General features: G+C 64.7%; 26 protein-coding genes and 2 pseudogenes. 20 read left to right on the top strand and 8 right to left on the bottom strand.

Annotated features, from left to right (window positions below):
* A complete protein-coding gene (locus tag A5634_RS20430) occupies positions 1–1,179 on the bottom strand; it encodes an acyl-CoA dehydrogenase family protein (RefSeq protein ID WP_065145831.1) in 1,179 nt (392 codons plus the stop codon).
* A complete protein-coding gene (locus A5634_RS20425) occupies positions 1,176–2,198 on the bottom strand; it encodes a phosphotransferase family protein (protein WP_065145830.1) in 1,023 nt (340 codons plus the stop codon). The genes A5634_RS20430 and A5634_RS20425 overlap by 4 nt, the downstream gene beginning before the upstream one ends.
* Before the next feature lie 210 nt (positions 2,199–2,408).
* Between A5634_RS20425 and A5634_RS20420 the strand changes: the two are divergent.
* The 3 genes and pseudogenes from A5634_RS20420 (at position 2,409) to A5634_RS20410 (ending at position 5,513) form a co-directional block, all read left to right on the top strand.
* A pseudogene (locus tag A5634_RS20420) lies at positions 2,409–3,641 on the top strand (acyl-CoA dehydrogenase family protein).
* Positions 3,642–4,766 (top strand): acyl-CoA dehydrogenase family protein, encoded by a 1,125-nt coding sequence (locus A5634_RS20415; RefSeq protein WP_065145829.1) that lies wholly within the window; start codon positions 3,642–3,644, stop codon positions 4,764–4,766.
* Between the two features lie 6 nt (positions 4,767–4,772).
* On the top strand, positions 4,773–5,513 hold the full coding sequence (locus A5634_RS20410) for an SDR family NAD(P)-dependent oxidoreductase (RefSeq protein ID WP_065145828.1): 741 nt from the start codon (positions 4,773–4,775) through the stop codon (positions 5,511–5,513).
* Positions 5,514–5,521: 8 nt separating this feature from the next.
* Here A5634_RS20410 and A5634_RS20405 read toward each other — a convergent pair whose 3' ends face one another.
* Positions 5,522–6,160 (bottom strand): hypothetical protein, encoded by a 639-nt coding sequence (locus tag A5634_RS20405; protein ID WP_065145827.1) that lies wholly within the window; start codon positions 6,158–6,160, stop codon positions 5,522–5,524.
* An 88-nt stretch (positions 6,161–6,248) separates the two neighbouring features.
* Here A5634_RS20405 and A5634_RS20400 point away from each other — a divergent pair, with 88 nt between their 5' ends.
* Both A5634_RS20400 and A5634_RS20395 read left to right on the top strand, forming a co-directional pair.
* Positions 6,249–6,818, top strand: a complete 570-nt coding sequence (locus A5634_RS20400) for a TetR/AcrR family transcriptional regulator (RefSeq protein ID WP_065145826.1) — start codon at positions 6,249–6,251, stop codon at positions 6,816–6,818.
* A gap of 113 nt (positions 6,819–6,931) precedes the next feature.
* On the top strand, positions 6,932–8,371 hold the full coding sequence (locus tag A5634_RS20395) for an FAD-dependent oxidoreductase (protein WP_065145825.1): 1,440 nt from the start codon (positions 6,932–6,934) through the stop codon (positions 8,369–8,371).
* Here A5634_RS20395 and A5634_RS20390 read toward each other — a convergent pair.
* A complete protein-coding gene (locus A5634_RS20390; protein WP_065145860.1) occupies positions 8,368–9,795 on the bottom strand; it encodes an aldehyde dehydrogenase in 1,428 nt (475 codons plus the stop codon). The two genes, A5634_RS20395 and A5634_RS20390, sit on opposite strands and share 4 nt — an antisense overlap.
* A gap of 88 nt (positions 9,796–9,883) precedes the next feature.
* Here A5634_RS20390 and A5634_RS20385 point away from each other — a divergent pair, with 88 nt between their 5' ends.
* The 10 genes and pseudogenes from A5634_RS20385 (at position 9,884) to A5634_RS20340 (ending at position 17,140) form a co-directional block, all read left to right on the top strand.
* Positions 9,884–11,158: an aromatic ring-hydroxylating oxygenase subunit alpha gene (locus A5634_RS20385; RefSeq protein ID WP_065145859.1), complete on the top strand. Its 1,275-nt coding sequence runs from the start codon at positions 9,884–9,886 to the stop codon at positions 11,156–11,158.
* A complete protein-coding gene (locus A5634_RS20380) occupies positions 11,155–11,493 on the top strand; it encodes a hypothetical protein (RefSeq protein WP_065145824.1) in 339 nt (112 codons plus the stop codon). The genes A5634_RS20385 and A5634_RS20380 overlap by 4 nt, the downstream gene beginning before the upstream one ends.
* Complete coding sequence (locus tag A5634_RS20375; protein WP_065145823.1) at positions 11,490–12,761, top strand: metal-dependent hydrolase family protein; 1,272 nt, start codon at positions 11,490–11,492, stop codon at positions 12,759–12,761. Before A5634_RS20380 ends, A5634_RS20375 begins: the two co-directional genes overlap by 4 nt.
* Positions 12,748–13,200 carry a MarR family winged helix-turn-helix transcriptional regulator gene (locus A5634_RS20370; RefSeq protein WP_065145822.1) on the top strand — a complete coding sequence of 151 codons (453 nt, stop codon included), beginning with the start codon at positions 12,748–12,750 and terminating at the stop codon, positions 13,198–13,200. Before A5634_RS20375 ends, A5634_RS20370 begins: the two co-directional genes overlap by 14 nt.
* 107 nt (positions 13,201–13,307) lie before the next feature.
* A pseudogene (locus A5634_RS20365) lies at positions 13,308–13,550 on the top strand (2Fe-2S iron-sulfur cluster-binding protein); the annotation flags it as partial.
* Positions 13,547–14,293: an SDR family NAD(P)-dependent oxidoreductase gene (locus A5634_RS20360; protein WP_065145821.1), complete on the top strand. Its 747-nt coding sequence runs from the start codon at positions 13,547–13,549 to the stop codon at positions 14,291–14,293. The pseudogene A5634_RS20365 and the gene A5634_RS20360, both read left to right, overlap by 4 nt.
* Positions 14,294–14,334: 41 nt before the next feature.
* Entirely contained in the window at positions 14,335–15,597 is a 1,263-nt protein-coding gene (locus A5634_RS20355; RefSeq protein WP_065145820.1) for an aromatic ring-hydroxylating oxygenase subunit alpha, read from the top strand.
* A gap of 2 nt (positions 15,598–15,599) precedes the next feature.
* Positions 15,600–15,935, top strand: a complete 336-nt coding sequence (locus A5634_RS20350) for a hypothetical protein (protein ID WP_065145819.1) — start codon at positions 15,600–15,602, stop codon at positions 15,933–15,935.
* 28 nt (positions 15,936–15,963) lie between these two features.
* Positions 15,964–16,821, top strand: coding sequence for a TauD/TfdA dioxygenase family protein (locus A5634_RS20345; protein ID WP_065145818.1), 858 nt, complete (start codon positions 15,964–15,966; stop codon positions 16,819–16,821).
* A 13-nt stretch (positions 16,822–16,834) separates the two neighbouring features.
* Positions 16,835–17,140: a hypothetical protein gene (locus A5634_RS20340; protein ID WP_065145817.1), complete on the top strand. Its 306-nt coding sequence runs from the start codon at positions 16,835–16,837 to the stop codon at positions 17,138–17,140.
* Between the two features lies 1 nt (position 17,141).
* Here A5634_RS20340 and A5634_RS20335 read toward each other — a convergent pair whose 3' ends face one another.
* Entirely contained in the window at positions 17,142–17,564 is a 423-nt protein-coding gene (locus A5634_RS20335) for a YchJ family protein (RefSeq protein ID WP_065145816.1), read from the bottom strand.
* A gap of 119 nt (positions 17,565–17,683) precedes the next feature.
* Between A5634_RS20335 and A5634_RS20330 the strand changes: the two genes are divergently transcribed.
* Positions 17,684–18,433 carry an SCO6745 family protein gene (locus tag A5634_RS20330; protein WP_065145815.1) on the top strand — a complete coding sequence of 250 codons (750 nt, stop codon included), beginning with the start codon at positions 17,684–17,686 and terminating at the stop codon, positions 18,431–18,433.
* 62 nt (positions 18,434–18,495) lie between these two features.
* On the opposite strand, the gene A5634_RS20325 is transcribed toward A5634_RS20330, so the two are convergent.
* From A5634_RS20325 to A5634_RS28745, 3 genes are all read right to left on the bottom strand, one after another.
* On the bottom strand, positions 18,496–19,707 hold the full coding sequence (locus tag A5634_RS20325; protein WP_065145814.1) for a thiolase family protein: 1,212 nt from the start codon (positions 19,705–19,707) through the stop codon (positions 18,496–18,498).
* Between the two features lie 15 nt (positions 19,708–19,722).
* Positions 19,723–20,121, bottom strand: coding sequence for a Zn-ribbon domain-containing OB-fold protein (locus A5634_RS20320; protein WP_065145813.1), 399 nt, complete (start codon positions 20,119–20,121; stop codon positions 19,723–19,725).
* 124 nt (positions 20,122–20,245) lie between these two features.
* Positions 20,246–20,413: a hypothetical protein gene (locus A5634_RS28745; RefSeq protein ID WP_172831747.1), complete on the bottom strand. Its 168-nt coding sequence runs from the start codon at positions 20,411–20,413 to the stop codon at positions 20,246–20,248.
* Positions 20,414–20,483: 70 nt separating this feature from the next.
* On the opposite strand from A5634_RS28745, the gene A5634_RS20315 reads away from it, so the two are divergent.
* The 4 genes from A5634_RS20315 to A5634_RS20300 all read left to right on the top strand — a co-directional run bounded on the left by A5634_RS20315 (position 20,484) and on the right by A5634_RS20300 (position 24,984).
* Positions 20,484–21,953 (top strand): amidase, encoded by a 1,470-nt coding sequence (locus A5634_RS20315; protein WP_065145812.1) that lies wholly within the window; start codon positions 20,484–20,486, stop codon positions 21,951–21,953.
* 90 nt (positions 21,954–22,043) lie between these two features.
* Entirely contained in the window at positions 22,044–23,288 is a 1,245-nt protein-coding gene (locus A5634_RS20310) for a cytochrome P450 (protein WP_065145857.1), read from the top strand.
* A 113-nt stretch (positions 23,289–23,401) separates the two neighbouring features.
* Positions 23,402–24,484: a GGDEF domain-containing protein gene (locus A5634_RS20305; protein ID WP_065145811.1), complete on the top strand. Its 1,083-nt coding sequence runs from the start codon at positions 23,402–23,404 to the stop codon at positions 24,482–24,484.
* Between the two features lie 68 nt (positions 24,485–24,552).
* Positions 24,553–24,984 (top strand): YiiD C-terminal domain-containing protein, encoded by a 432-nt coding sequence (locus tag A5634_RS20300; protein ID WP_065145856.1) that lies wholly within the window; start codon positions 24,553–24,555, stop codon positions 24,982–24,984.
* Position 24,985 lies beyond the last annotated feature (1 nt).

Here is a 24,985-nt window from a genome sequence, read left to right as displayed (position 1 = left end):
TTATGTGTTGTCGCGCAACAGTTGTCGTGCGATCGCGTACTTGTGAACTTCGGTGGGTCCGTCGTAGAGGCGGAAGGCGCGCATGTCTCGGAAGATCATCGCGACCGGTGTCTCATCCGAGATACCAATTCCGCCAAGGACTTGCACACAACGGTCGGCCACTTGGTAGAGCTGTTCGGATACCGTCGCCTTGACCATGGAACTCTCGTGACGTCCCTTGGCTCCGCTGTCCAGCTTCCAGCAGGCCCACCAGATCGCCAGGCGGCAGTTCTGCAGCGCAATGGCGTTGTCGGCCAACATGAATGACACACCCTGATGCTCGCCGATCGGCTTGCCAAACGCTTGTCGTGTCCGCGCGTGATCGATGGCGATCGCTTGGGCGCGTTCGGCGGCGCCCAGCCAACGCATGCAGTGCGTCAGCCGTGCGGGTGCGAGTCGTAATTGTGCGTAGCGCAGCGCTTGTCCGACTTCACCGAGGACGCTGGACGCGGGCAGCGTGACGTTGTCGAGTCGGACCACGCCGTGGCCTTCCACATAGTTGCGGTCCATCGTCGACATGACACGTTCGATTTCGATGCCTGAAGTGGCACCGTCGCAGAGGAACAGCGTGGGGCCGCTGGCACCATGCGGGTTGTCGGCGACGTTGGCCATGATGATCCAGGTCTTGGCGCCCGAGGCTCCGGTGATGAGCCACTTCAAGCCGTTGATGACGTAGTGCGTCCCGTCGTATTCCGCGGTCGTCTTAAGTTGTGCGGGATCCGAGCCGGCGCCGTCGGGCTCGGTCATGGCGAACACCGAGCGCTGATGTCCGTCGATGACGGGTCGCAGGAATGTCTCGGCCTGCTCTTGGTTGGCGATCTTGGCCAGTAGGTACATGTTGCCTTCGTCGGGAGCGGCGCAGTTCATCGCGACCGGACCGAGTGTGGACCAGCCTGCCGCCTCATAGAGCACCGCTTGATCCAGATGTGAGGGTTCGCGACCGCCGAAGCGGGCGGGCGCCTGAATGGTCAGCAGCCCACGGTTGCGTGCCAGGTCCACCATCTCCGAACGTAATTCGTCGGTCGGCCCGTGCTGGGTCAGGCGTGGATCTTTTTCGAATGGCACGATCTCGTCGATCACGAACTGACGAATCTCGCTGGCCAGGGCGGCGGTTTCGTCGGGGATGGTGAAGTCGATCATTCGGATTCCTCTATCAGTTCAATCGCGCGCTCGAAGAGTCGCAGGGTAGTGGTGTGCAGTTGTTGGCCGACGTCCATTGAGGCCTTGCCGGCATGCGCACGGGCCCAGGTCCCCTCCAGGAGGATCCCGAGCTTGAAGCAGGCCAGGACGGTGTACCAGCGCAGGTGGCTCATATCGCGGGTGGTCTGCTGACCGTACCGATGTGCGAGTTCGGCCGTGCTGGGCAGGTTCGGCGAGCGGGCGAACGGCCCGCCGAACACCCCTTCGACGTCGGGTAGCCGCCATGAAGCCAGCAGCCAGCCGAGGTCTAGGAGCGGATCGCCGATGGTGGCCATTTCCCAGTCGACGATCGCGGCAACGGTGGGGCCGGTGCGAGCGAACATCACGTTCGCGGCGTGATAGTCACCGTGCATGATGCCCGGCGTCCAACGGGTCGGCTGCTGCGCCGTCAACCAGTCGGCGACGTCGGAGACGCCGGGGATCTGGGGATGAAAGCTGGGCGAGTGGTAGGAGTCCAGTTCGGCAAGCCAGCGGGGGACCTGTCGCTGCAGGAATCCCTCGGGCTTACCGAAGTCGGCCAGTCCGACCGCGGCGTGGTCCACCGCCCCCAGCGTGGCGAGCGCGTCCACCAGCGCGAAACTCATAGCGCGACGGACGCTTTCACTGCCGGCGTGCAGCGCGGGCAGTTCGACGCTGGCGTTGAAGCCGTCGATGGGTTCCATCAGGTAGAAGACCGACCCGCCCAGCACCGACGGGTCGTCACACGCCTGGATCAGTGCCGCATGCGGCACGTCGGTACCCACCAGCGCGGACAGCACCTGTGTCTCGCGCAGAATCGCGGTGTTGCTGTAGGGGCGGGGATGCGCCGGACCTCTGCGCAGGACGTACTCGCGGCCGTCGCGCTCGAAGCGGGCCATGATGTTCTGACTTCCGCCGGCAATCGCCCGCACATTCTCCACCGGTCCGGCGCCGAGCCCGTGTGCATCCATCCACGACCGCAGCGCGCCGATATCGATCATCTCGTAACCTGCTGTCTGCCAATAAATTTCACCCGAACGCGGCCGGCGGTAGTGTCGGGTGCCCGGCCCACGGAGGCCAGGAGCTCCTGGTCGTCGTCGAGCTAGTGCGCCACCGGTCACCTTACAAATGGCAGCGAAGATCGACGACGGCGCCTGGGCTAGACTCACCCCGACATCACCCGAACAGCGTGGTTAGGGCTGAGGGCATTCATGGATCTGCAGTGGTCAGAGCGTGACCGGACCTTCCAGGAGGAGGTCCGGCGGTTCCTTGACGAGAAACTCACCCCCGACATACGGCGCGCCGGGAGGTTGATGACCAGCGTCTACGCCGACCACGACGCGAGCATGGCATGGCAGGCGATCCTGCATGAGCGCGGTTGGGCGGCACCGGCGTGGCCGGTCGAGTACGGCGGCTGCGATTGGAGCCTCACGCAGCATTACATCTTTAGCCGGGAGACGACGCTGGCGGGCGCGCCGTCCTTGTCTCCGATGGGAATTCGGATGGTCGCGCACGCGATCATCAAATACGGGACGGACGCACAGAAGGAGTACTTCCTGCCCCGGATCCTCAACGGCGAAGTGTTCTTCTGCCAGGGGTATTCCGAGCCCGAGGCCGGGTCGGATCTCGCCTCGTTGTCGATGGGCGCCGTATCGGACGGCGACGATCTGGTGTGTACCGGCAGCAAGATCTGGACAACGCATGCCGCAGAAGCGAATTGGATGTTTGCGCTGGTGCGCACCTCGCGTATGGAGCGCAAGCAGCAGGGCATCACGTTCGTGCTGATCGACATGACCTCACCCGGCATCTCGATCCGGCCGTTGGTGATGACGTCGGGTGAACGAATCCAAAACCAGGTGTTCTTCGACGAGGTACGGGTGCCCAAGGGCAACGTTCTTGGCGCCATCGACAGCGGCTGGACGGTGGCCAAGTACCTTCTGGAGTTCGAGCGCGGCGGGGGAGCGGTGGCACCGGCACTGCAGGTGCAGGCAGAGGAGATCGGTCAAGCGGCGTAGGGCCAGCCAGGACCCGCTGGCGGGAGCTTGTCCGACGATCCCTCCTTCGCGCACAAGTTGGCCGAGGCGAAGATGCGCGCCGAAGTGCTGGAGATCCTCGAATACCGGGTGCTGGCCGCGGTGGCCGAAGGCCGCAACCCCGGTGCGGCGTCGTCGATGCTGAAGATTCTGGGCACCGAACTCAGCCAGAAACTCACCGAACTCGCGCTGGAGGCGGCCGGACCATACGGTCGGGCCTACCAGCCGCACGCTACCGCTCCCGGCGGCCCGGTCGCCGACTTCGAACCGCCCGCCGATGGATATCTGTGCGGCGACCCATGGCAGGCCATCGCCCCGCTGCGGTACTTCAACGACCGGGCCGGCTCGATTTACGCGGGCAGCAACGAAATTCAGCGCAACATCCTCGCCAAAGCGACCCTGGGGCTATAGATGGACTTCAACCTGAGCGCTGAGCAGCAACTGCTGCGTGACGGACTCGCGAAGTTCCTCAACGGGCGGTATCACCTCGAGACCAGCCGGGCAGTCGCCAAGACCGGTGCGGGCTGGCAGCCCGACATCTGGCACAGTTTCGCCGAAGAACTCGGCATCCTGGGCGCGCCATTGCCCGAAGACGTTGGGGGAATGGGCGGCGGCCCGGTCGAACTCATGGTCATCACCGAGGCGCTCGGGCACGCGCTGGTAATCGAGCCGTACGTGGGCACGGTCGTGGTCGCCGGCGGCTTACTGCTCCGCGCCGGCGGTCCAGCGGCCACAGCACTGTTGGAGAAGATTGCTGCGGGCAGTGCGATCGTGTCGTTGGCCGCCGCGGAGCCGGGATCGGCCGATCGTTGGCAGGACGTCTCCACGACGGCCCAACCCGACGGCGACGGTTGGGTTTTGAGCGGTTCGAAGATCATGGCTTTAGATGCACCGCTGGCGACGCATCTGCTGATCACCGCGCGCACGCCCGACTCAGACGGAATCTCGTTGTTTCTCACCGATTCCGACTCAACCGGCATTGAGGTGCACCCGTATCGAACTATCGACGACCGGCGCGCGGCCGACATCGTGTTCAACGACCTGCGGCTCGGACCCGAAGCCTTGCTCGGCGAAAAAGGCTGTGCCTGGCCATCTTTGGCTCAGGCGCGGGACGAGGGTGCCGTCGCGATCTGTTCGGAGGCCGTTGGTTGCATGCGAAAGGTGCTGGCGGACACCGTCGAATACTGCAAGCAACGCCAGCAGTTCGGCCAGCCGATCGGAAACTTTCAAGTGCTGCAACACCGCATGGTCGACATGTACATGGAACTCGAGCAGTCTGTCGCCGCCGTTTACCTCGCGATCCTCAATCTGGAGGCTGACGACGCGGTACGCGCCCGCACCGTATCGGTGGCCAAGGCCACCGTTGGCCGCGCGGCTCGGATGATCGGTCAGCAGGCCGTGCAGTTGCACGGCGGAATGGGAATGACCGAGGAACTGGCGATCGGTCACTATTTCAAGCGGCTCACCGCAGTCGAGTACGAATTCGGAACCACCGATGCCCACATCGCGCGATACGCCGAGCTGACCAGGACCTGACCGCTTATGGCAGGGTTGCAGGGCAAGGTGGCACTGGTCACCGGCGCCTCCTCCGGCTTGGGTGCCGAGACAGCACGCTTGCTGTCTCGCAGCGGCGCAACGGTTTTCGGGATCGCGCGAGACCCCGACAAGCTCGCAACGGTGTTCGACGACATCGAAGGCGGTGGCTACGCCTCGGTGAATGTGACCGTGGCCCAAGCCTGCCGCGACGCGGTGGAGCAGTGCGTTTCGCGGTTTGGCGGACTGGATGTGTTGATCAATATCGCCGGCCACCACCGGATGCGCCGCACCGAGTCGATGAGTGACGAGGACTGGGAAGACGATCTCGCGGTAAACCTGAACGGGCCGTTTTTTCTGTGCCGGGCCGCGCTACCGCACCTGCTGGCCCGCGGCGGCAACATCGTCAACGTCGCTTCGATCGCCGGTGTCGAGGGGCAGGCGTACTCGGCCGGCTATTGTTCGGCCAAGCACGGTTTGATCGGACTGACCCGCGCGCTGGCCATCGAGTACACCGCGGATCGATTGCGCGTCAATGCGGTTTGTCCCGGCGGCATGCTGACTCCGCAGATCGAACAGTTCAGCGCCCCGGAAGATCCCAACTACGAACTGATCATGCGTTCTGCCGCACCGCGCGGCATGATGCAACCCCTCGATGTCGCCAATGTCATTGCCTTCCTTGCCAGTGACGACGCAGCCGCCGTGCACGGCGCCGTGTATCGGGTCGACAACGGCAAAGGCGCGGGCTGAGACTCAACTCAACAGATCCTTGACGTTTCTCCGACCTCCGAGGACGAAGGCAGTTGCGGCAGCAGGTATTCCAGCTGCCCGACTTCTTCGATGTTGTGCCTCACCCATGCCTGCAGCATGTCGTCGGGAAAGCGCCTGCTCACCAAGCGGTTGGCCAACGCGAACAGCGGCGTGCGTGCGCCGACGTCCAGCACGGTGACGTAGTGCGCGCCATCGGAGCCCGCCGACCAGGTGTGCTCGAGCTGAAGGACGATGACGCCCGCAAATCGGGTCACCAGCCGGATGCCTGTCTCGTCCAGCTTCTCGACCCGGTCGACGACGTCGACCTTGAATTCGGGCCGTGCGCCGAACGCTTCCACGATGCGAAAGCGCGCACCCTCGGCCGCGCCGCCGCCGGGCGCCGGACGGGCCAGTTCCCAGCGAATGTGGTCGATCGGGTGCCAGGCGAGGTAGCGGTCAATGACCTCGCCGCCGTAGGACATCGTTTCGCCCAGGTGCGTGAACCAATCGAGCAGCATGGCCGGCGTTACGCCGGCGAGCACACGGTGGTCGATGGTGACGCGGCGCCGGTGGTGCGGAGCACGGAAGTAGCGGACGGTCGCGGTATCGACCGACCGTAGCGGATAGAGAACCGGGCGAGCCTGCATGACAACCTCCAAGATACGGTAACGTTTCTTGAGTCAGAGGGTAAGTGCTGTTGCTAAGAAACGCAATCGTTTCTTGGAAAGGATTGCGATGCGTCGGCGTCACGGTGCGGAACTCGAAGCGGCGATCATGGATGCCGTGCTGGGAATAGTCTGCGAGCACGGCACCACCGGCGTCACCATGGAGGCGGTCGCCGCCGCCGCCGGTACCAGTAAGGCGGTCCTCTACCGGCGCTGGCCAGACGGGCGAGCACTCTTGCGCGACACCCTGCTGCGCACCGCCACCGCGGCGATCCCGCACGACGACACCGGCAGCTACCGCGAGGACATGCTGGCGATCCTGCGCGGTTGGGCGGAGTTGTTCACCGGCCCACAGGCCGGCATCATCCAAGCTGGAATCGCCACGGCCGCACACGATTCCGAGTTCGCTGAGGTTTTCCGTACCGAGGTGATCGGTTGGCGGAAAAAAGAGATGGCCGACCTGTTATCCAGGGGGATCGCGCGCGGCGACGTGCGTTCCGACGTCCCCGTCGAGATCGCCCGCGAACTCGGCCAGAGTGTGCTCTGGCACCGGCTGCTGGTGACCGGCGACCCGATCGACGACGAACTGATCGTGCAACTCGTCGACGAGGTGCTGGTGCCGTTCGTCGCACCGCGCTGACACCCCGGGCGGATAAAGGTTCGAACACGTTTCGGTTGCCGTGCGTTATGGCACCACGGTCTCCGTCGGGCCGTCGCTGACAATTCCCCACATGACCGTATTGGGGGAGCGCCTTGTCGCGTGAGATTTCCCGCCAGGCGTTCCTGCGTGGTGCCGCCGGGGCGCTGGCCGCCGGCGTGATGCTCGGGCCCGGACGTGCCAGTGCGGATCCCGCGGCATCTCCGGGCTGGGACGGGCTGTCCACCGCGCTCGCCGGACACGTAGAGCAGTCCGGCAGCCCGCAATTCGCCTCGGCCAAACAGGTTTTCAATACCAACTACAACGGGTCGACGCCAGCGGCGATCGTCGCCCCGACCTCAGTGGCCGACGTGCAGAAGGCGGTGGCGTTCGCTGCGGCCCACAAGCTCAAGGTGGCCGCGCGCAGTGGTGGGCACTCCTACATCGGGGCGTCCACGGCCGATGGAGCGATGGTGCTCGACCTGCGGCAACTGCCCGGCGGAGTCAACTACGACGCCGCAACCGGGCAAGTCACCGTCACTCCCGCGACCGGTTTGTACGAGATACACCAGGCACTGGCCGCCGCGGGCCGGGGCATCCCGACGGGTACCTGCCCGACGGTCGGCGCGGGTGGGCACGCCCTGGGTGGCGGGCTAGGCGCTCAGTCCCGGCACGCGGGCATGCTTTGCGACCAACTGACGTCGGCTTCAGTCGTGCTGGCCAATGGTCAGGCGGTCACCGCGTCTGCGACGAGCAACCCAGACCTGTTCTGGGCGCTGCGCGGCGGCGGCGGCGGAAACTTCGGCGTGACAACGTCATTGACGTTCGCCACCTTCCCCACCATGGACGTCGACGCGGTGAACCTCATCTACCCGCAGCAATCGTTCGCCCAAGTGCTGGTCGGTTGGCAGAACTGGTTGCGAACTGCCGATCGCAACAGCTGGGCGTTGGCCGACAGCACCACCGAGGCGACGGGTACGCACTGCCGCATTCTGGCCACCTGCCCGGTCGGATCGGGCGCCGCCGTAGCCGAAGCCATCATCGCGGCCGTCGGAGCGCAACCGACCGGCACCGAGAACCACACGTTCAACTACCTCGACCTGGTGCGGTATCTCGCCGTCGGAAACCTCAACCCGGCGCCGGTGGGATATGTCGGCGGCTCCGATGTTTTCACCACCGTCACCCCGGCCGTGGCGAAGGGGATCGCGGCGGCCGTCGATGCTTTTCCCCGCGGTGCGGGACGCATGTTGGCGATCATGCATGCCCTCGACGGCGCGATGGCGACGGTCGCGCCGGCGGCCACTCCATTTCCGTGGCGTCGGCAGTCCGCGCTCGTGCAGTGGTACGTCGAAACATCCGGCTCTGCGGCGGCAGCAACCAGCTGGCTCAGCACGGCACATCAAGCGGTGCAACAGCATTCAGTCGGCGGCTATGTGAACTACGTGGAGGCCAACCAACCTCCGGCGCGCTATTTCGGCACGAACCTGGCCCGGTTGAGCGCGGTACGGCAGAAGTACGACCCGAACCGAATCATGTTCTCCGGGATGAACTTCTAACCGCCGACCGCAATCGACTTGGTGTTCAGGAAGCCGTCTAAGCCCTCCGGTCCCAGCTCGCGACCATAACCGCTCGACTTGACGCCGCCGAACGGCGCGAACGGATCCATCGTGTAGCCCTGGTTGATACCGAGCGTCCCGGTGCGGATGCGGGCGGCGATGGCCAGGGCACGCTCGGTGTCACCGGTCCACACCGATCCGGCCAATCCGTAATCGGAGTCGTTGGCGATGGCCACGGCGTCTTCCTCGTCGCGATACGGGATCACGGTGATGACGGGTCCGAAGATCTCTTCGCGCGCAATGCGCATGGCGTTGTCGGCTTCGGCGAACAGCGTCGGGCGTATGTACCAGCCCCGGTCGATTCCTTCGGGCATCTCGGCGCCACCGACGACCCGTCGAGCCCCTTCCTGTTCCCCGAGCTGGATGTATTCACGGACCCGCCGTTGCTGGCGGGCGGACACCAGCGGACCGAGCTGGGTCTGGGGATCGCTGGGGTCGCCGACGCGCAGGCCGCTCATTTCGGCGGCGAGCGCATCGACGTACTCGTCGTGACGCTGTTGAGGGACCAGAACCCGGGTCAGCGCGTTGCAGATCTGGCCGCTGTTGGACAGGCTGGCGGATCGCACACCGGCAGCGACCTTTTCCGGTGGCGCGTCATCGAGCACGACCGCCGCTGACTTTCCGCCCAACTCGAGGCTTACCTTGGTCAGGTTTGCCGCGCATGCGGCTGCCACGGACTTTCCGGCCGCGCTGGATCCGGTGAACGACACCTTGTCCACCCCGGCATGGCCAGCCAGGAGCTGACCGACGTCGCCGCCCCCAGGCAGCATGCTCACCACGCCCGACGGTAGGTCGACCTCGTCCAGCATCTCGGCCAAAAGCAGTGCGTCCAAAGGTGATTCGGCTGCCGGTTTCAGCACGACCGTGCAACCAGCCAGCAGCGCGGGCACCAGTTTGGTGACGATCAGGAACTGCGGCATGTTCCACGGCACAATCGCGCCGACAACGCCCACGGGCTCCTTGCGGATTTGGACGTCGGCCCCGAAGAACCCGGCCCGGCTTTCTTGCCAGGGGTGCCTTTCGGCCAGGTCGCAGAACGCCCGGATCATCATCGAGGGCAGCCCGACTTGAGCACGCTGCGCGAAGCTGATGGGAGCGCCGATTTCCGCACTGATGATGCCGGCCATTTCTTGACGCCGTTGGTCATAGACGTCGGCGAGGCGCCGAACTGCCGCGATCCGCTGCGCGGGACCGAACTTCGCCCATGGGCCAGAGTCAAAAGCGACCCGCGCGGCATGGACCGCCGCATCGACGTCCGCCGGTCCGGCAGAACCGATTTCGGCTATCACTTCCCCGGTGTGCGGAGAAATGACGTCAAAAGTCCCCGCCGACGCGAATACCGAACGACTCCGGGCTACCTGCATTTCCATGCCCACCTCCACCGCCATTATCAACTACTTGCGATTGATGGCCACAGCATATACCGTCGGGTTCCGACGGACAGGAGCGACCATGGCTCGATTCCCCAAGCCGCCGGAGGGCAGCTGGACCCAGCACTACCCCGAACTCGGTGTCGATCCGGTGTCCTACGAGGACTCGATCAATCCCGAAATCTACGAGCTGGAGCGGGCGGCGATCTTCAAGCGAGCCTGGCTCAATGTCGGCCGGGTCGAACAAGTGCCCCGAAAAGGTAGCTATTTCACCAAGGAACTCAAGGTCGTCAACACCTCAATCATCGTGGTGCGCACGACGTCTGGTGATATCAGGGCGTATCACAACATCTGCCGGCACCGGGGCAACAAACTGGTCTGGAACGACATGCCGCTAGAGGAGACCAGCGGGGTGTGCCGCCAATTCACCTGCAAGTACCACGCCTGGCGCTACGACCTGGACGGCAACCTGACGTTCGTACAGCAGGAAGGTGAGTTCTTCGACCTCGACAAGAGCCGCTACGGCCTGGTGTCGGTGCACTGCGAAGTCTGGGAAGGCTTCGTATTCGTCAATTTCGCCAAGCAGCCCGAGCAGTCGTTGCGTGAATTCCTGGGGCCGATGGTGACAGATTTGGAGGGCTACCCGTTCGGAGAGATGACTTCGCGCTGGCACTACCGCTCGGAGGTGAAGGCGAACTGGAAGCTGTACATGGATGCGTTCCAGGAGTTCTATCACGCACCGGTATTGCACGCGAACCAATCGCCGACCGCCTACTCAAAAGCCGCAGCGGAAGCGGGATTTGAGGCCCCGCACTACCGGCTCGACGGGCCGCACCGGTTGGTCAGCACCTCCGGTGTGCGGGCCTGGGAAATGTCGGAGGACATGCGCAAGCCGATCGAGGACATCTGCCAGAGCGGGCTGTTCGGTCCGTGGGACAAGCCGGATCTGGGCGAGATGCCGCCGGGGCTGAACCCGGCGAAATGCGATCCGTGGGGCCTTGATTCGTTTCAGCTGTTCCCCAACTTCGTCATCCTGTTCTGGGGGCAGGGCTGGTATTTGACCTATCACTATTGGCCAACCTCGTTCAACAGCCACATCTTCGAGGGCACCCTGTATTTCCCGCAGCCGCGCACGCCGCGCGAGCGCGTCGCCCAGGAGCTGGCGGCGGTTTCGTTCAAGGAGTACGGCCTTCAGGATGCGAACACTTTGGAGGCCACGCAGGGCATGCTGGAGTCGCGCGTGATCGACCGGTTCCTGCTCAACGACCAGGAGATACTGCTGCGTCATCTGCACAAGGAAACCGCGGCATGGATCGAGGAGTACCGCACGAAGACGGCTGGGGCGGTGGGGGTGTGAACACGTCACCTGCTTTGCTGCCAAGCGAATTCGCCGATTTGGAGCCGTTCAGCCAGTGGTGTCTGCCCACCGAAGCGCAGCGTTATGCCAAGCGGTTGGCCAGTTCGATGACGGAGATGAAGGCCTTCTACGACGCGATCACCCCGCGCGCCGAAGAGGCGTTGACCTACTGCGACAAGTTTCCGCTCGACGACCTTCCCGAGGACGTCCTGAACCTGATGCATCTGTTGTATTCGATGATCATGGTGTCGTTCCCGGTCGAGTGCTGGAAGCAACCGCGCGTGCCGGACTCGGGCGCCTCCACATTGGACTGCGTGTCCGAGCCTGTTCCATGACCACCGTCCTGCGGGCCGCCCGCTGGGCTGACGTCGACGCCGGACAGGTGCGCGCGCCCGCCGTGGTGGTGGTCGAGGGACAGCGCATCACCGCAATCAATCCATCAGAGCCACTGCCGGATTCGGCCACGGTTATTGATCTCGGGGACGTCACGCTGCTGCCCGGCCTGATGGACATGGAACTCAACCTGCTCATCGGCGGCCCCGGCGGACCAGAAGGTCTGCCATCGCCGATGCACGGCGTGCAGGACGACCCGGCATATCGCACCCTGCGCGGCGCGGTCAACGCCCGCACCACGCTGGACGCCGGCTTCACCACAGTTCGCAACCTGGGCCTGATGGTCAAGACCGGCGGCTACCTGCTCGACGTTGCATTGCAGCGAGCGATCGACCAGGGCTGGCATGCGGGACCGCGGATCTATCCCGCCGGTCACGCAGTCACCCCATACGGCGGTCATCTCGATCCCACGGTGTTCCAGCGGTTGGCGCCGGGAATCATGCCGTTGTCGGTGGCCGAGGGCATCGCCAATGGCGTTCCCGATGTGATCGCCTGTGTCCGTTACCAAGTCCGTCACGGCGCCAAGCTGATCAAGGTGTCGGCGTCGGGCGGCGTCATGTCGCACAGCACCGCCCCCGGGGCCCAGCAGTACTCCGACGCGGAGTTCGCCGCGATCGCCGACGAAGCCCACCGCGCCGGGGTTCGGGTGGCCGCGCACGCGGTCGGGGACTCCGCGGTTCAGGCGTGCATCCGCGCCGGCATCGACTGCATCGAGCACGGATTCTTGGCCAGCGACGAGACCATTCAGATGATGGTCGACCACGGCACCTTCCTGGTCTCCACCACCTACCTCACCGACGCGCTGGCGATCGACCGGATCGCACCGGAACTGCGCAAGAAAGCCGAGGAGGTGTTTCCGCGCGCAAAGGCGATGCTGCCCAAGGCCATTGCCGCCGGAGTCCGGATCGCCTGCGGCTCTGACGCGCCGGCGATCCCGCATGGTGAAAACGCCAAGGAGATCTGTGCGCTGGTCGAACGGGGTATGACCCCGATGCAGGCAATCCGCGCCGCCACGGTGGTATCGGCCGAGCTCATCGAGGCCGACCATGAGCTGGGTCGATTGGCGCCCGGTTATCTGGCGGACATCATCGCCGTTCCGGGTGATCCGTCTCGCGACATCGCGGCCACCCTTGACGTGTCGTTCGTCATGAAAGATGGACAAGTCCATAAGGCGCCTCCGCCGGCAGGAGGCACGGATGGAACTGACTGAAAACATCCTGTGGCTGCTCAAGCAGGCGTTCTATTTCTCGCTGACCACAGTGAACGACGCGATCAGCGCGCACGGTGTCAGCACGGCTCAAGTCGGTGTGCTGCGCCAACTTTCCAACGAGCCGGGCCTTTCCGGCGCCGAGTTGGCCCGTCGCCTGCTGATCAGCCCGCAAGGAGTTCAGCTGGCGCTGACCGCGCTGGAGCGGCGCGGTCTGGTGGAACGCAGGCAGGACCCCCAGCACAAGCGCATCCTGCAGGCCTATCTGACCGAGCAGGGTCAAGATGTCGTCGCCACCGTGGTCGGTGACGCCGTCGCCGCGCACGAGCAGGTATTCGGCGTCCTCAGCGAGGACGAAAAGGAAACCCTGCGCGAGCTGCTCGGGCGGGTGGTCGAAAAGGGCACCGGCCACGAATTCTTCACCGATCACGCCGAGCGCTGACCCATGTCTCTAGTACTTGATATTAGTCGCAAGTAGTTGATACTGTGGTCGTGATGCCCGACTCGACTGCCGCGGTCACCCAGGCGGTGACCATTCGGCTGAACCAGCGCGCCACCACCGTGCCGTACCAAGCGGGGGAGACCTTGCTGCAGACGGCGCGGATGGCCGGGCTGAACCCACCGTCATCGTGCGAAATCGGTTCGTGCGGAACATGTATGGCGCGGTTGACCGAGGGAAGCGCCCGGATGCTGAACAACGACGCACTCGAGGACGACGAAGTGGAAGAAGGCTGGGTGCTGACCTGTCAGGCGCTGCCCACCAGCCCCACCATCGGGGTGGTCTACGAATGAGCGCGCGGGTGGCGGTGGTGACCGGCGGCGCGTCCGGCATCGGTGAAGCGACCTGCCACGAACTGGGCCGACGCGGGCATCGCGTCGCGGTGTTCGACTTGAATGAACAAGCGGCGCAACGTGTCACCGAAGATCTTCGCGCCGCCGGGACGACTGCGCTCGGGGTCGGCGCCGACGTCACCGATCGGGCTGCGGTCGAACAGGCATTTGCCAAGATCCGCAGCGAGCTGGGTCCCGTGTCGGTTTTGGTGACCAGCGCCGGTCTCTTCGGCTACTCGCCCTTCGTCGAAATCACCGCACACGATTGGGCGCGGATTATCGATGTCAACCTCACCGGCACTTTTCACTGTTGCCAAGTCGCGCTGCCGGACATGCTGGCGGCGAAATGGGGCCGGATCGTGCTGATTTCGTCGTCCAGCGCCCAGCGTGGGTCACCGTTCGCCGCCCACTACGCGGCGTCCAAAGGCGGGGTGATCACCCTGACCAAGTCGCTGGCGCGTGAATTCGCCACACACGGGATCACCGTCAACACCATCCCGCCGTCGGGTATCGAGACGCCGATGCAACACCAATCCCAGGCGGCCGGATACCTGCCACCCAACGAACAGATCGCCGCCAATATCCCGGTGGGCTTTTTGGGCACCGGCGCCGATATCGCGGCCGCCGTCGGATTCCTGAGCTCCGAGGAGGCCAGATACATCACCGGCCAGGTCATCGGAGTCAACGGCGGTTCAGTGCTGTGACACCGGTTGCGCGACAAATGTTTTGAGAACGGAGACGTGACATGACGCGATCAGGACGCCCCCCGGAAGGCTCGTGGACCGAGCACTATGCCGACCTGGGTACCGGTCCCGTCTCATTCCGCGATTCGACCTCACCGGAGTTCTACGAACTCGAACGCGAAGCCGTCTTCAAGCGGGCCTGGCTCAACGTGGCGCGGATCGAGGAACTGCCGCGCGTGGGAAGCTATCTGACCAAAGAGATCGAGGTCGCGCGCGTTTCGATCATCCTGGTCAAGGGGCGCGACGAGCAGATCCGCGCCTTCTACAACGTGTGCCGCCATCGAGGAAACAAGTTGGTGTGGAACGAATTTCCCGGTGAGCAGACGCGCGGGACCTGTCGCCAGTTCACCTGCAAGTATCACGGCTGGCGGTACGACCTCACGGGCGCACTGACATTCGTGCAGCAGCCGTCGGAGTTCTTCGATCTCGATATGGCCGACTACGGCCTGAGCCCGGTGCACTGCGACGTGTGGAACGGTTTCGTCTTCGTCAACCTCGCTCCGGAACCCGAGCAGAGCCTGCGCGAATTCCTGGGCCCGATGATCACCGGCCTGGACGACTATCCGTTTGGGAAGCTGACCGAGCGCTACGAGTGGGTGGCGCACAACAACAGCAACTGGAAGATCTTCGCCGACGCGTTCCAGGAGTATTACCACGTGCCGTCGCTGCATCCCCAGCAGGTGCCGGCCGAGGTACGGGACCCCAACGCCGGATTTACCTGCGGGCACTTCCAACTCGACGGGCCGCATCGGATGGTGTCCACTGCCGGGCGGCGTCGCTGGCTGCTGGCACCTGAGTACATGTACCCGATCGAGCGGGCCACCAGAAGTGGGCTCGTCGGCCCGTGGCGCACCCCGGATATCGGCGAGCTGCCCGCCGGCCTCAATCCCGGTGGTATCGAACCCTGGGGAATCAGCAATTTCCAGATCTTCCCCAATATCGAGATTTTGATCTATGGCGGCTGGTACTTGCTCTACCGCTACTGGCCCACTTGGTACAACACCCACCGCTTTGAGGCCTACACGTACTTCCATCCGGCTCGCAGTGTGCGGGAACGCGTCGAACACGAAGTCGCAGCAGTGGTGCTCAAGGAGTTCGCGTTGCAGGATGCCGGCATGCTGGGCGGTACCCAGGCCGCGCTCGAGTACGGCATCGTCGACGACTTCCCGCTTAACGACCAGGAAATCCTGGTACGGCATCTCCATAAAGTCGTGGTCGACTGGGTCGAAGCGTATCGCAACCAGCGCACACCGGTGAGCGTGTAATCATGTCAAAACCGTTGCTGCCCAGTGCCTTTGCCGAACTCGAGCAGTACGCGCCCCTCTGGTGTCTGGCCACCGAGACCGAACGCTGGAATGCCCGTGTCAACAGCAGCATGCCGCAGATGCAGGCGTTCTACGACGCGTTCTTCCCGCGACTGGAAGAGGCCATCGACTATTGCGACAAGTTTGCGTTGGACGGTCTGCCCGATGACGCGCTCAACCTTCTGCACATGATCTATTCGCTGATCATGGTCGCCATGGCGGTCGAGATCATGCATCAGCCGGTACCGGTCAGCGCTGCCGACGCCGTCATGGTGCGCACCGACGAACCGGTGCCCTGATCGCGCAGCGCGCAAGAAAGGACGGACGATGAGTCTGCTTACCGTCACCAAGCTCACCGAGTCAGTCGGGGCGGAGGTCGTTGACCTCGATCCCACCCGACTCGCTTCCGATGACATTTCGGGCGACATCCTGGCTGAGGCGATCCTGGATGCATTGGAGGACAACGGAGTTCTGGTGTTCCGCGGGCTTTCGCTGGATCCGGTGGCCCAAGTCGCCTTCTGCAAGCGCCTCGGCGAGATTGACCACTCCTCCGACGGCCACCACCCCGTTGCGGGCATCTATCCCATCACCTTGAACCCGACGAAGAATTCTTCGGCGGCGTACCTGAAGGCAACATTCGACTGGCACATCGATGGCTGTACGCCCACCGGCGATGAGTACCCGCAAAAGGCCACCGTCCTGTCGGCGGTGCACGTCGCCGAGTCGGGCGGGGAAACGGAGTTCGCCAACTCCTACGCCGCCTATGAGGCGTTGACTCCCGAAGAAAAGGACTACCTCGGCACGCTACGGGTGGTCCATTCCCTGGAAGCCTCGCAACGGCGCGTCACTCCCGATCCCAGCCCAGAGGTGCTGGCGCGCTGGCGTTCTCGTCCCACCCACGAGCATCCCCTGATCTGGACGCATCGCAGCGGGCGAAAGTCGTTGGTGCTGGGCGCATCCGCGGACTACGTGGTAGGCATGGACCTCGACCGGGGTCGGGCACTGCTGAACGAATTGCTCGAGCGTGCCACCGTGCCGGACCGGGTATACAGCCACAGCTGGTCGGTTGGTGACACCGTCATCTGGGACAACCGCGGCGTCCTACACCGCGCCGCCCCCTACGACCCGGATTCGCCGCGCGAAATGTTGCGCACCACGGTCCTCGGCGACGAGCCGATCCAGTAGAAGGAGATTCGCAGTGGGCAAATCGTTGCTGTTTGTCGAGAGCAAACCCGAGTCGGCAGAACTCGTCGAGGAGTATCACCGCTGGCACGACGAGGTTCACCTGCCCGAGATGCTGACAATCGACGGGTTTGTGTCGGCGCGCCGCTGGCAGACAGACGGCGACAGCTTCATCACCCTCTACGAAATCGACACCGATGTCGACGCGGCCCGCGACAATCTGCGCGCGGCGTTTGCCAGCGGCAGAATGACCAAACCTGTTGCGGTGCAGACTCAGCCGCCGCCAGTGCAGCGTTATCTGAGTTTGATCAGCGAGCAGTAGCTCAGTCGGCCAGCTCGCCGTCCACATACAGCCATCGACCGTTCTCCCGGACGAATCGACTGCGTTCGCGCATGATGTGTCGTCTGCCGTCCCGCTCGTACTGGGCGCGAAACTCGACAACCCCGGTAGCGTCGTCGGGGCCGCCGGCTTCCGTGTCGACGATCTGAAGCCGGCGCCATGTGACGTCGCCGTCCAAAGCGAGACGGCTCGGCCGGGTGCTGGGATGCCAGGTCGCGAGGAGGTATTCGGTTGCACCGAGAGTGAATGCGCTGAAACGCGAACGCATTAGCGCCAGGGCGGTTTCGGCGCGGGGTTCACCGTTCGCGATGCCGGCGTGTAACGGCCCACAACAGGCGGCATAGCTGCGGCGTGATCCGCATCGACACGGCTCGTCCTCAGTTGCCGCAGGTGCCTTCGGGGCCATCGGGACATCATCTCAGCCGGAATCGCCACCGGCGTACTATTCGGCGCGAACGACTCTCATGCGGGGCGGGACATAAGGACGCGGGACTTAAGGACGCGGGACAAAAAAGGAGAAGTGTGATGAGCGACGCGATGTCTGAGGCCGCCCGGGCCGCGGGAGTACCCATTCAGCAAGCGGTGGCGATCTTCATGCTGCACCCGGAAACCTTCGCTGAGAGCGTCGGTGCCGGATACCAGAACCCGCTGGCCGGGTATGTGGCCGGTCGTGGCGGCGTGCTGGGTGAGGCCAACGGCGTCACCGTCGGTTCGGTGTTCGTGGTGTTCGAACCGAATGCGCTTGGTGCGCTGTGGGAGGAAGGCGTCGCGGTGCGCGGAGCGGCTGGTGCCGCCGAATTGTATTGGGAACAAACCGCGAACTTCGCCCGCAAGCATCTGGCCGGCACCCCAGGGCTGAATCGCTTCGCCGAGTTGGGCGAGAAGATCATCGCGGCGACACCGGCCGCAGGGCTGCCGCTGTATGCGGGCTGGCGCACGATGCCACTAGCCGACGATGCCCCGGCGCGGGCGCTGCAGGTGATGTTCATCCTACGCGAACTGCAGGCCGGTGTGCATTTCAATGCACTTGCCAACTCCGGTATCCACCCGGTCAAAGCCCATATGCTCAACAAGGGCCGCGAATACACCACCATGTTCGGCTGGCCTGAGCCGTTCGCCGACGGCTCGGACAAAAGGGATCGCTACGCCGAGATCCAAGACGTGACCAACCGCCGGATGACCGAAATCTTCGCGGCCGCGCTGAACATCGACGAGGCAGACGAACTAGCGCGATTGGGTGCCGGCGCGCTGACGTCGTTGAAAGCCGCGGGCTGAAGCGCGACATCGAAACTACCTGCGGGTCCAGATAATTCGAGTGTGGGTCGGTTCCGCTGCGTCTAGACGGCCGACTTCTCCAGGATGTGGACACCGCAAGCGGAGCCCAGGCCGATCACATGCGCCAGACCCACCTTGGCGTTCTCGATCTGGCGATCGGCGGCCTCGCCCCGCAAGTGATGGCACACCTCCCAGATGTTGGCAATGCCGGTGGCGGCGATGGGGTGGCCCTTTGACTGCAGGCCGCCGGACACGTTCACCGGCGTGGAGCCGTCGCGCCAGGTGGCGCCCGAGTTGAAATAGTCTGCGGCACCGCCTTCTTCGCACAACATCAAGTTGTCGTAGTGCACCAGTTCGGCGGTGGCGAAGCAGTCGTGCAGCTCGACCAGGTCGAGGTCGGCGGGGCCGATGCCGGCTTGCTCGTAAGCGGTCGCGGCGGCGTTGCGGGTCAGCGTGTTGACGTTCGGCAGGACCTGGCAGCCCTCTTCGTAGGGGTCGGTCGTCAGGACGGACGCCGAGACCTTAACCGCGCGCCGGCGTTGTTCGAGCGACAGTGACTTCAGCGTCTCACCGTTGCACACCACCGCGGCCGCGGCACCGTCGCAGTTGGCCGAACACATCGCACGAGTATTCGGGTAGGCGATCATGACGTCGTTCATGATCTGCTCAAGTGTGAATCGCTTCTGGTATGCCGCAAGCGGATTCAGTGTCGAATGGGCGTGGTTCTTCTCGCTGATCTTGGCGAAGAGCTCGAAGCTGGTGCCGCCGTACTTGTGTCCGTACTCGGTGCCGATCTGAGCGAACACACCGGGCATCGCTTCGGTACCGATACGGCCGTCGACCGGTGCGACCGCGCCGTAGCGACCCTTGGGTGCCCACACCTCGGCGTCGGCCTTCTTCTTGCCGCCCCCGCCGAGTAGCCCGGCACCCGACAGTTTCTCCACCCCGACGGCCAGCCCGTAGGCGACCTCGCCGGCCTTTACGGCCATGATGGCTGTTCGCAGGGCGGTGGCTCCGGTCGCGCAGGCGTTGGCCACGTTGTACACGGGTATGCCGGTCTGCCCGATCTGCTTCTGAAGTTGTTGTCCGATACCGGCATTCGCGGCCATCAGGTTGCCGGCCGCGATCACCCCGATGTCGGCCATGGTCACGCCCGCGTCGGCAAGCGCACCGGTGGCAGCCTCGGCGGCCAGGTCAACGGTGTCCAGGTCGGGATGCTTACCGAACTTGGTCATCCGAATGCCAAGGATCCAGATTTCGTCACTGGCGCTCATCGCCGCTCCATTCGCTTATTCGGCGGGCTCGAACCCGAAGCCGATTGCCTCGGTGCCCTCGGAGTCCGCGCCGATCGGGTAGGTGGCCAGTCGCACCTTCATTCCGTCGCGGACATGCTCGGGCGTGGGTTCGACGTTGACGAGGTTGGCCCGGACCTGGGTGCCGTCACAGTCGACCACGGAAGCTACGAACGGGGTCGGGATGCCCGGCGCGGCGAACGTGACGATGGTGAACGTCCGCACGGTGCCTTCGGTGGCGACCGCAACTGGGGCGAAGTCCGTTGCAAAGCAGCCGGCGCAGGCGTTGCGCCGGTCGAAAAACCGGGCGTCGCAGTTGGTGCACCGCTGCGCGACCAGGTGCGGTGGTCCATCGTCGAGTACCAAATAGTCGACCAAGGGGATCTGCCCAGTCATGGAACCTCCGTCGTGGTGTGCATAGCCATTAAAAGGCGGAGGTTGTCTGCACGGCAACACTATTGGCCGAGGTGCGCAGTGGGCGATACCAGGCGGTGGTTCCGGCGGGCCTGCCGGGCGGGCGTTACCGGGTGCTCTCGTCGGGAATCTGGTGGTGGGATTGCTGCGCGCCGGGCGCGCCCGGATCACCGTCCTGGTGCTCGAGCTGCTCCTCCTGTTCGCGCTGCGCTTCCGTGCTCTGTCTGGCGTCCATCGGCACCGGGCCGGTGTCGCCCTCGTCTTGCTTGTCCACAGCTCCAGGATCACCGCATTCGGCTGTCGCGAAACCCCAGCCGGTGATTCGGGGCGGCTACCGTCGAACCATGGACTTCGACGAGTACCGCAGGTATGACGCCACCGGACTGGCGAAACTGGTCGCTGACAAGGAGGTGACCGCGGCGGAGTTGCTCACCCTCGCCCGGGAGCGGGCCGCCGAGGTCAACCCCCGGATCAACGCGATCGTGCGCGACATCCCGGTCGCGCCAGCGGACCAGCGGCAGGGCCCATTCGCCGGCGTCCCGTTCCTGATCAAGGACATCGCGCAGGACTACGCGGGGCTGCCCACCTCGCAGGGGTCCCGCGCGCTGATGTCGACGCCTGTCGCCGAGCACGCAACCGTCGTGCAGCGCTGGCTGGACGCCGGGCTGGTCATCTTCGGCAAGACCAACCTGCCCGAGTTCGGGGCCAAGGGCATCACCGAATCGGAAGCCTGGGGCCCGGCCCGTAATCCGTGGGATCTGCAGCGAACGCCCGGCGGATCCTCGGGCGGTTCGGCCGCCGCTGTCGCGGCGGGCATCGTGCCGTGTGCGGGTGCCAATGATGGCGGGGGTTCCACACGCATCCCGGCGGCATGCTGCGGCTTGGTCGGACTGAAGCCGGGACGCGGCTTGACCCCGCTCGGCCCGGCATCGGGCGAAGCCATGCACGGGGCGGCGGTGCAGGGCGTCGTATCCCGAACAGTGCGCGATACCGCGGCCATGCTCGACGTCATCTGCGGCGGCGAACCGTTCGGGCCGTACGTGCCGGCGTTGCCACCGAAGCCGTTTGCGTCCTGCGTCGGCGAGGATCCCGGGCGGCTGCGGATCGGCGTGCGGGTGCCGTCGGCGATCAACCCGAATCCGCACCCCGAGGCGTTCGCGGCGGTCGAAGCGACCGTGCGAGTTCTCAGCGATCTGGGTCACCACGTCGACGAGTTGCCAAGAGCGCCCTACGACGACGACGCACTCGCCCGCGACTTTCTGCTCACCTGGTTCGTCCACTTGGCGTGGGACGTCGAGCAGACGAAGCAACTTACCGGGGCGGGCAACGAGTCCTTCGAGCGCGACACGTTGATCATGGCCGCGCTCGGTCGTGCCACCAGCGGCATCGACTATGTGGACGCCGTCGAACGGCGACATGAGCACACGCGCCGACTAAGCACGTTCTTCGAGTCCTACGACCTGTTGTTGACGCCGACTCTGGCGACCCCGCCCCCGAGGGTGGGCGAGTTCGACCTACCGGTCCCATTGCAGCGTGCAGCCGACGCGTTGCTGAAAACGCGGACCGCCCGCATGCTGCGCTACACCAAGATCGTCGACGACATGGTGGACAAGAACCTGGGCTGGGTGCCCTACACCCAACTTGCGAATCTCACTGGGCGACCGGCGATCTCGTTGCCACTGCACTGGACCGCCGACTCGTTGCCGCTCGGCGTCCAATTCGTGGCGCCGCTGGCCGGTGAGTCGCTGCTGATCCGGTTGGCGGCTCAACTCGAGCAGGCACTCCCATGGTCTGATCGGGATGCGCCTCTGTAGGTGGCCGGCCAATCCGGTGTGACTCGTACCACAGGCCGTACTGTAATATCTACGGTAAATCACTCCACCGCGGGGACGGGAAGGGTGAGCGTGTCACAGACCAGCGAGCTGCAAGCCGAACCACGGCCCGACGTCGACCTCACCGACGGCGCCTTCTATGCGGGCGACTCGCGCTCGGCGTACCGGTGGATGCGCCGGTATGAGCCGGTGTTCCGGGATCGCGCGGGCCTGGCTGCCGCGGCGTCTTATCAGGCGGTGATCGAAGCCGAGCGCGCGCCGGAGCTGTTCTCCAACGCCGGCGGAATCCGGCCGGACCAGGCCGCGCCGCCGATGATGATCGCAATGGACGATCCCGAACACCTGTTGCGACGCAAACTGGTCAACGCCGGGTTCACCCGCAAGCGCGTGAAGGACAAAGAACGCTCGATCGGCGCGCTATGCGACGCGTTGATCGACGCGGTGTGCGAGCGCGGCGAGTGCGACTTCGTCTGGGATATCGCCGCCCCGCTGCCGATGGCCGTCATCGGCGACATGCTGGGTGTGCTGCCGGAGGAACGCACGATGTTCCTGCGCTGGTCTGACGACATGGTCAGCTTTCTCAGCAGCACCACCGCCGACCAGGACTTCCAGGTCTCGATCGACGCGTTTGCCGCCTACACCGAATACATGACCACCATGATCGCGGCGCGCAAAGCCGAGCCGACCGACGATTTGGTCAGCGTGCTGGTGCACTCGGAGGTCGACGGCGCGAAGCTCGCAGACCACGAGATCGTCACCGAGGTGCTGCTGCTGTTGATCGGAGGCGACGAGACCACCCGGCACACGCTGTCTGGCGGCACCGCGCAACTGCTGCGCCACCCAGAACAGCACCAACGGCTGGTGGGCGACCCGCAATTGTTGCCCAACGCCATCGAAGAAATGCTGCGCTGGACTTCGCCGGTGAAGAACATGGCACGGACACTCACCGCGGACACCGAGTTCCACGGCGCACGGCTCACCCAAGGCGAAAAGATCATCCTGTTGTTCGAGTCCGCAAACTTCGACGAGGCGGTGTTCGGCGACCCCGAGAACTTCCGGATCGACCGCTACCCCAACAACCACGTGGCGTTCGGGTTCGGCACCCATTTCTGCCTCGGCAACCAACTGGCGCGCCTCGAGCTCTCGATGATGCAGGAGCGGTTGCTGCGGCGGCTGCCGGATATGCGGCTTTCGTCCGACGCTGCGCTGCCGCTGCGACCGGCAAATTTCGTCAGCGGTTTGGAACGAATGCCGGTCGAATTCACCCCGTCGGCACCGGTAGGCAGCGCAGAACTCCGCAGCGAATACCGAGAATAGGCATTTTGATGGCACATCAGCGATAATCCGCTTGTTTGGTCGCGGACCGGGCCGTGACTGTTGGGGCGAAGACCTCGAATTCCGATATCGGCGGAAGCGATTAAGAGTCGACAATGACCGCGGTGTTTAGCCGGTGGCGTGCTGATCAGTACGACTGGCTCTCCGGTTATCTGGCCTCGCGAGGCCTCAGCGGTGCCACCCGGGCCCTGATGTCCTTTCTCGCCGGGTCAATGGTGTTGTGCCTGATCGCGTTGCTGTACGGATCGGACGGACCCCGCGGCGCGCTACCGGTCGCGATGACGTGGATGGCCGTCGCCGGTGGGGTGGCGGGCGCGCTGTTGTGGGTATGGCGGTGGCCCACCCGCGGGCAGTCGGTGGCATTCGCCGTGACGTGCAACGCCGCGGTCGCCCTGGCCTGTTTGGCGCACCCCAATCCGTTGGCTGCGTTGATTGGATGCATCGCATTCGCAACCTTCGGTGCCTACATTGCGTTCTTCCACACGACGGCATTCGTGATGTACAACTTCGCGATCGCCGCCGGTGTCGCTCTCTACGAGGCTTCCCGACTGGCGACATCCGGACATCTGTCGCTGGCCGCAGTCGACCTGTGGCTGGTGCTGGAGGTCAACATCGCCCTCCCCTTGGCGATTGGAATCCTGGTCCGCGCCCTGGCGGGCGACCTACTGCGCGCTGACCGCGACCCGCTGACCGGCCTACTTAATCGTCGTGCTTTTCAGCACAACGCCTTAGGGATGATGCTGGCCCGCCGCGGCATCGACGCACACCTGGTCGTGTTGTTGATCGACCTCGACAATTTCAAAGGTCTCAACGACAACCGCGGGCACGCGGCCGGCGATCACGCGCTGGTGCAGGTCGCCCAGGCGCTGCTGGCCGCCGCAAATGACCAGGCGGTGGTCGCCCGCAGCGGGGGCGAGGAGTTTCTGGTGGCCGGAACCTCGGCGATCTGCAACGCCGAGTTATTCGCCGCGCAATTATGCCGAGCCGTCGAGGCTTCTACGGCCGGCGTCACGGCCAGCATCGGCACCGCTTGCGCGCGGCTGGATGACACCCCGACCGGCGAACACCAGTCGCTGCTCGAGGAGCTGATCTTTGCTTCCGACGGGGCGATGTACCAGGCCAAGCGCCTCGGCGGTAACCAGTGCCACCACCACGAACTGTGCGCCGCCGGCCACTGACCAACGGCGCTGCGTAGCGCGACGCGGGGTATGCGACCATCGACAGCGTGGCTGACCAAGTCGTCGAAATGATGAATGCGAGTCTGGCATCGACCATTCCGGTTGCCGGCAAGATGGGCGTGCAGGTATTGGAAGCCCGTCGGGGCTTCGCAGCGACCAGTGTTCCAGCGGAGGGCAACGGCAACCACTTCGGCGTCATCTACGCCGGCGTCCAGTTCACCGTCGCCGAAATCCTGGGCGGCATCATCGCCCTGTCGACATTCGACGCGAGCAAGTACTTCCCACTGGTGAAAAACGTGGATATTTCATTCGTCGGGATGGCCACCACGCCGCTGCGTGCGGAGGCGACGTTGGACGAGGAAACCATCGCCCGCGTCGAAGCCGAGGCCGCCGAGCGGGGCAAAGCCGATTACACGTTGGAGGCGGTGGTGACCGATGCTGCCGGTGCGGTGGTCGCCACCACCCGGGGGCTTTATCAGCTCCGCGCGCACCGGTCTTGAG

Source organism: Mycobacterium asiaticum (genome assembly GCF_001673365.1).
Lineage (GTDB): Bacteria > Actinomycetota > Actinomycetes > Mycobacteriales > Mycobacteriaceae > Mycobacterium > Mycobacterium asiaticum_A.
Note: the sequence above shows the minus strand (reverse complement) of the source record. Positions and strands in the feature narration are given on the sequence as shown.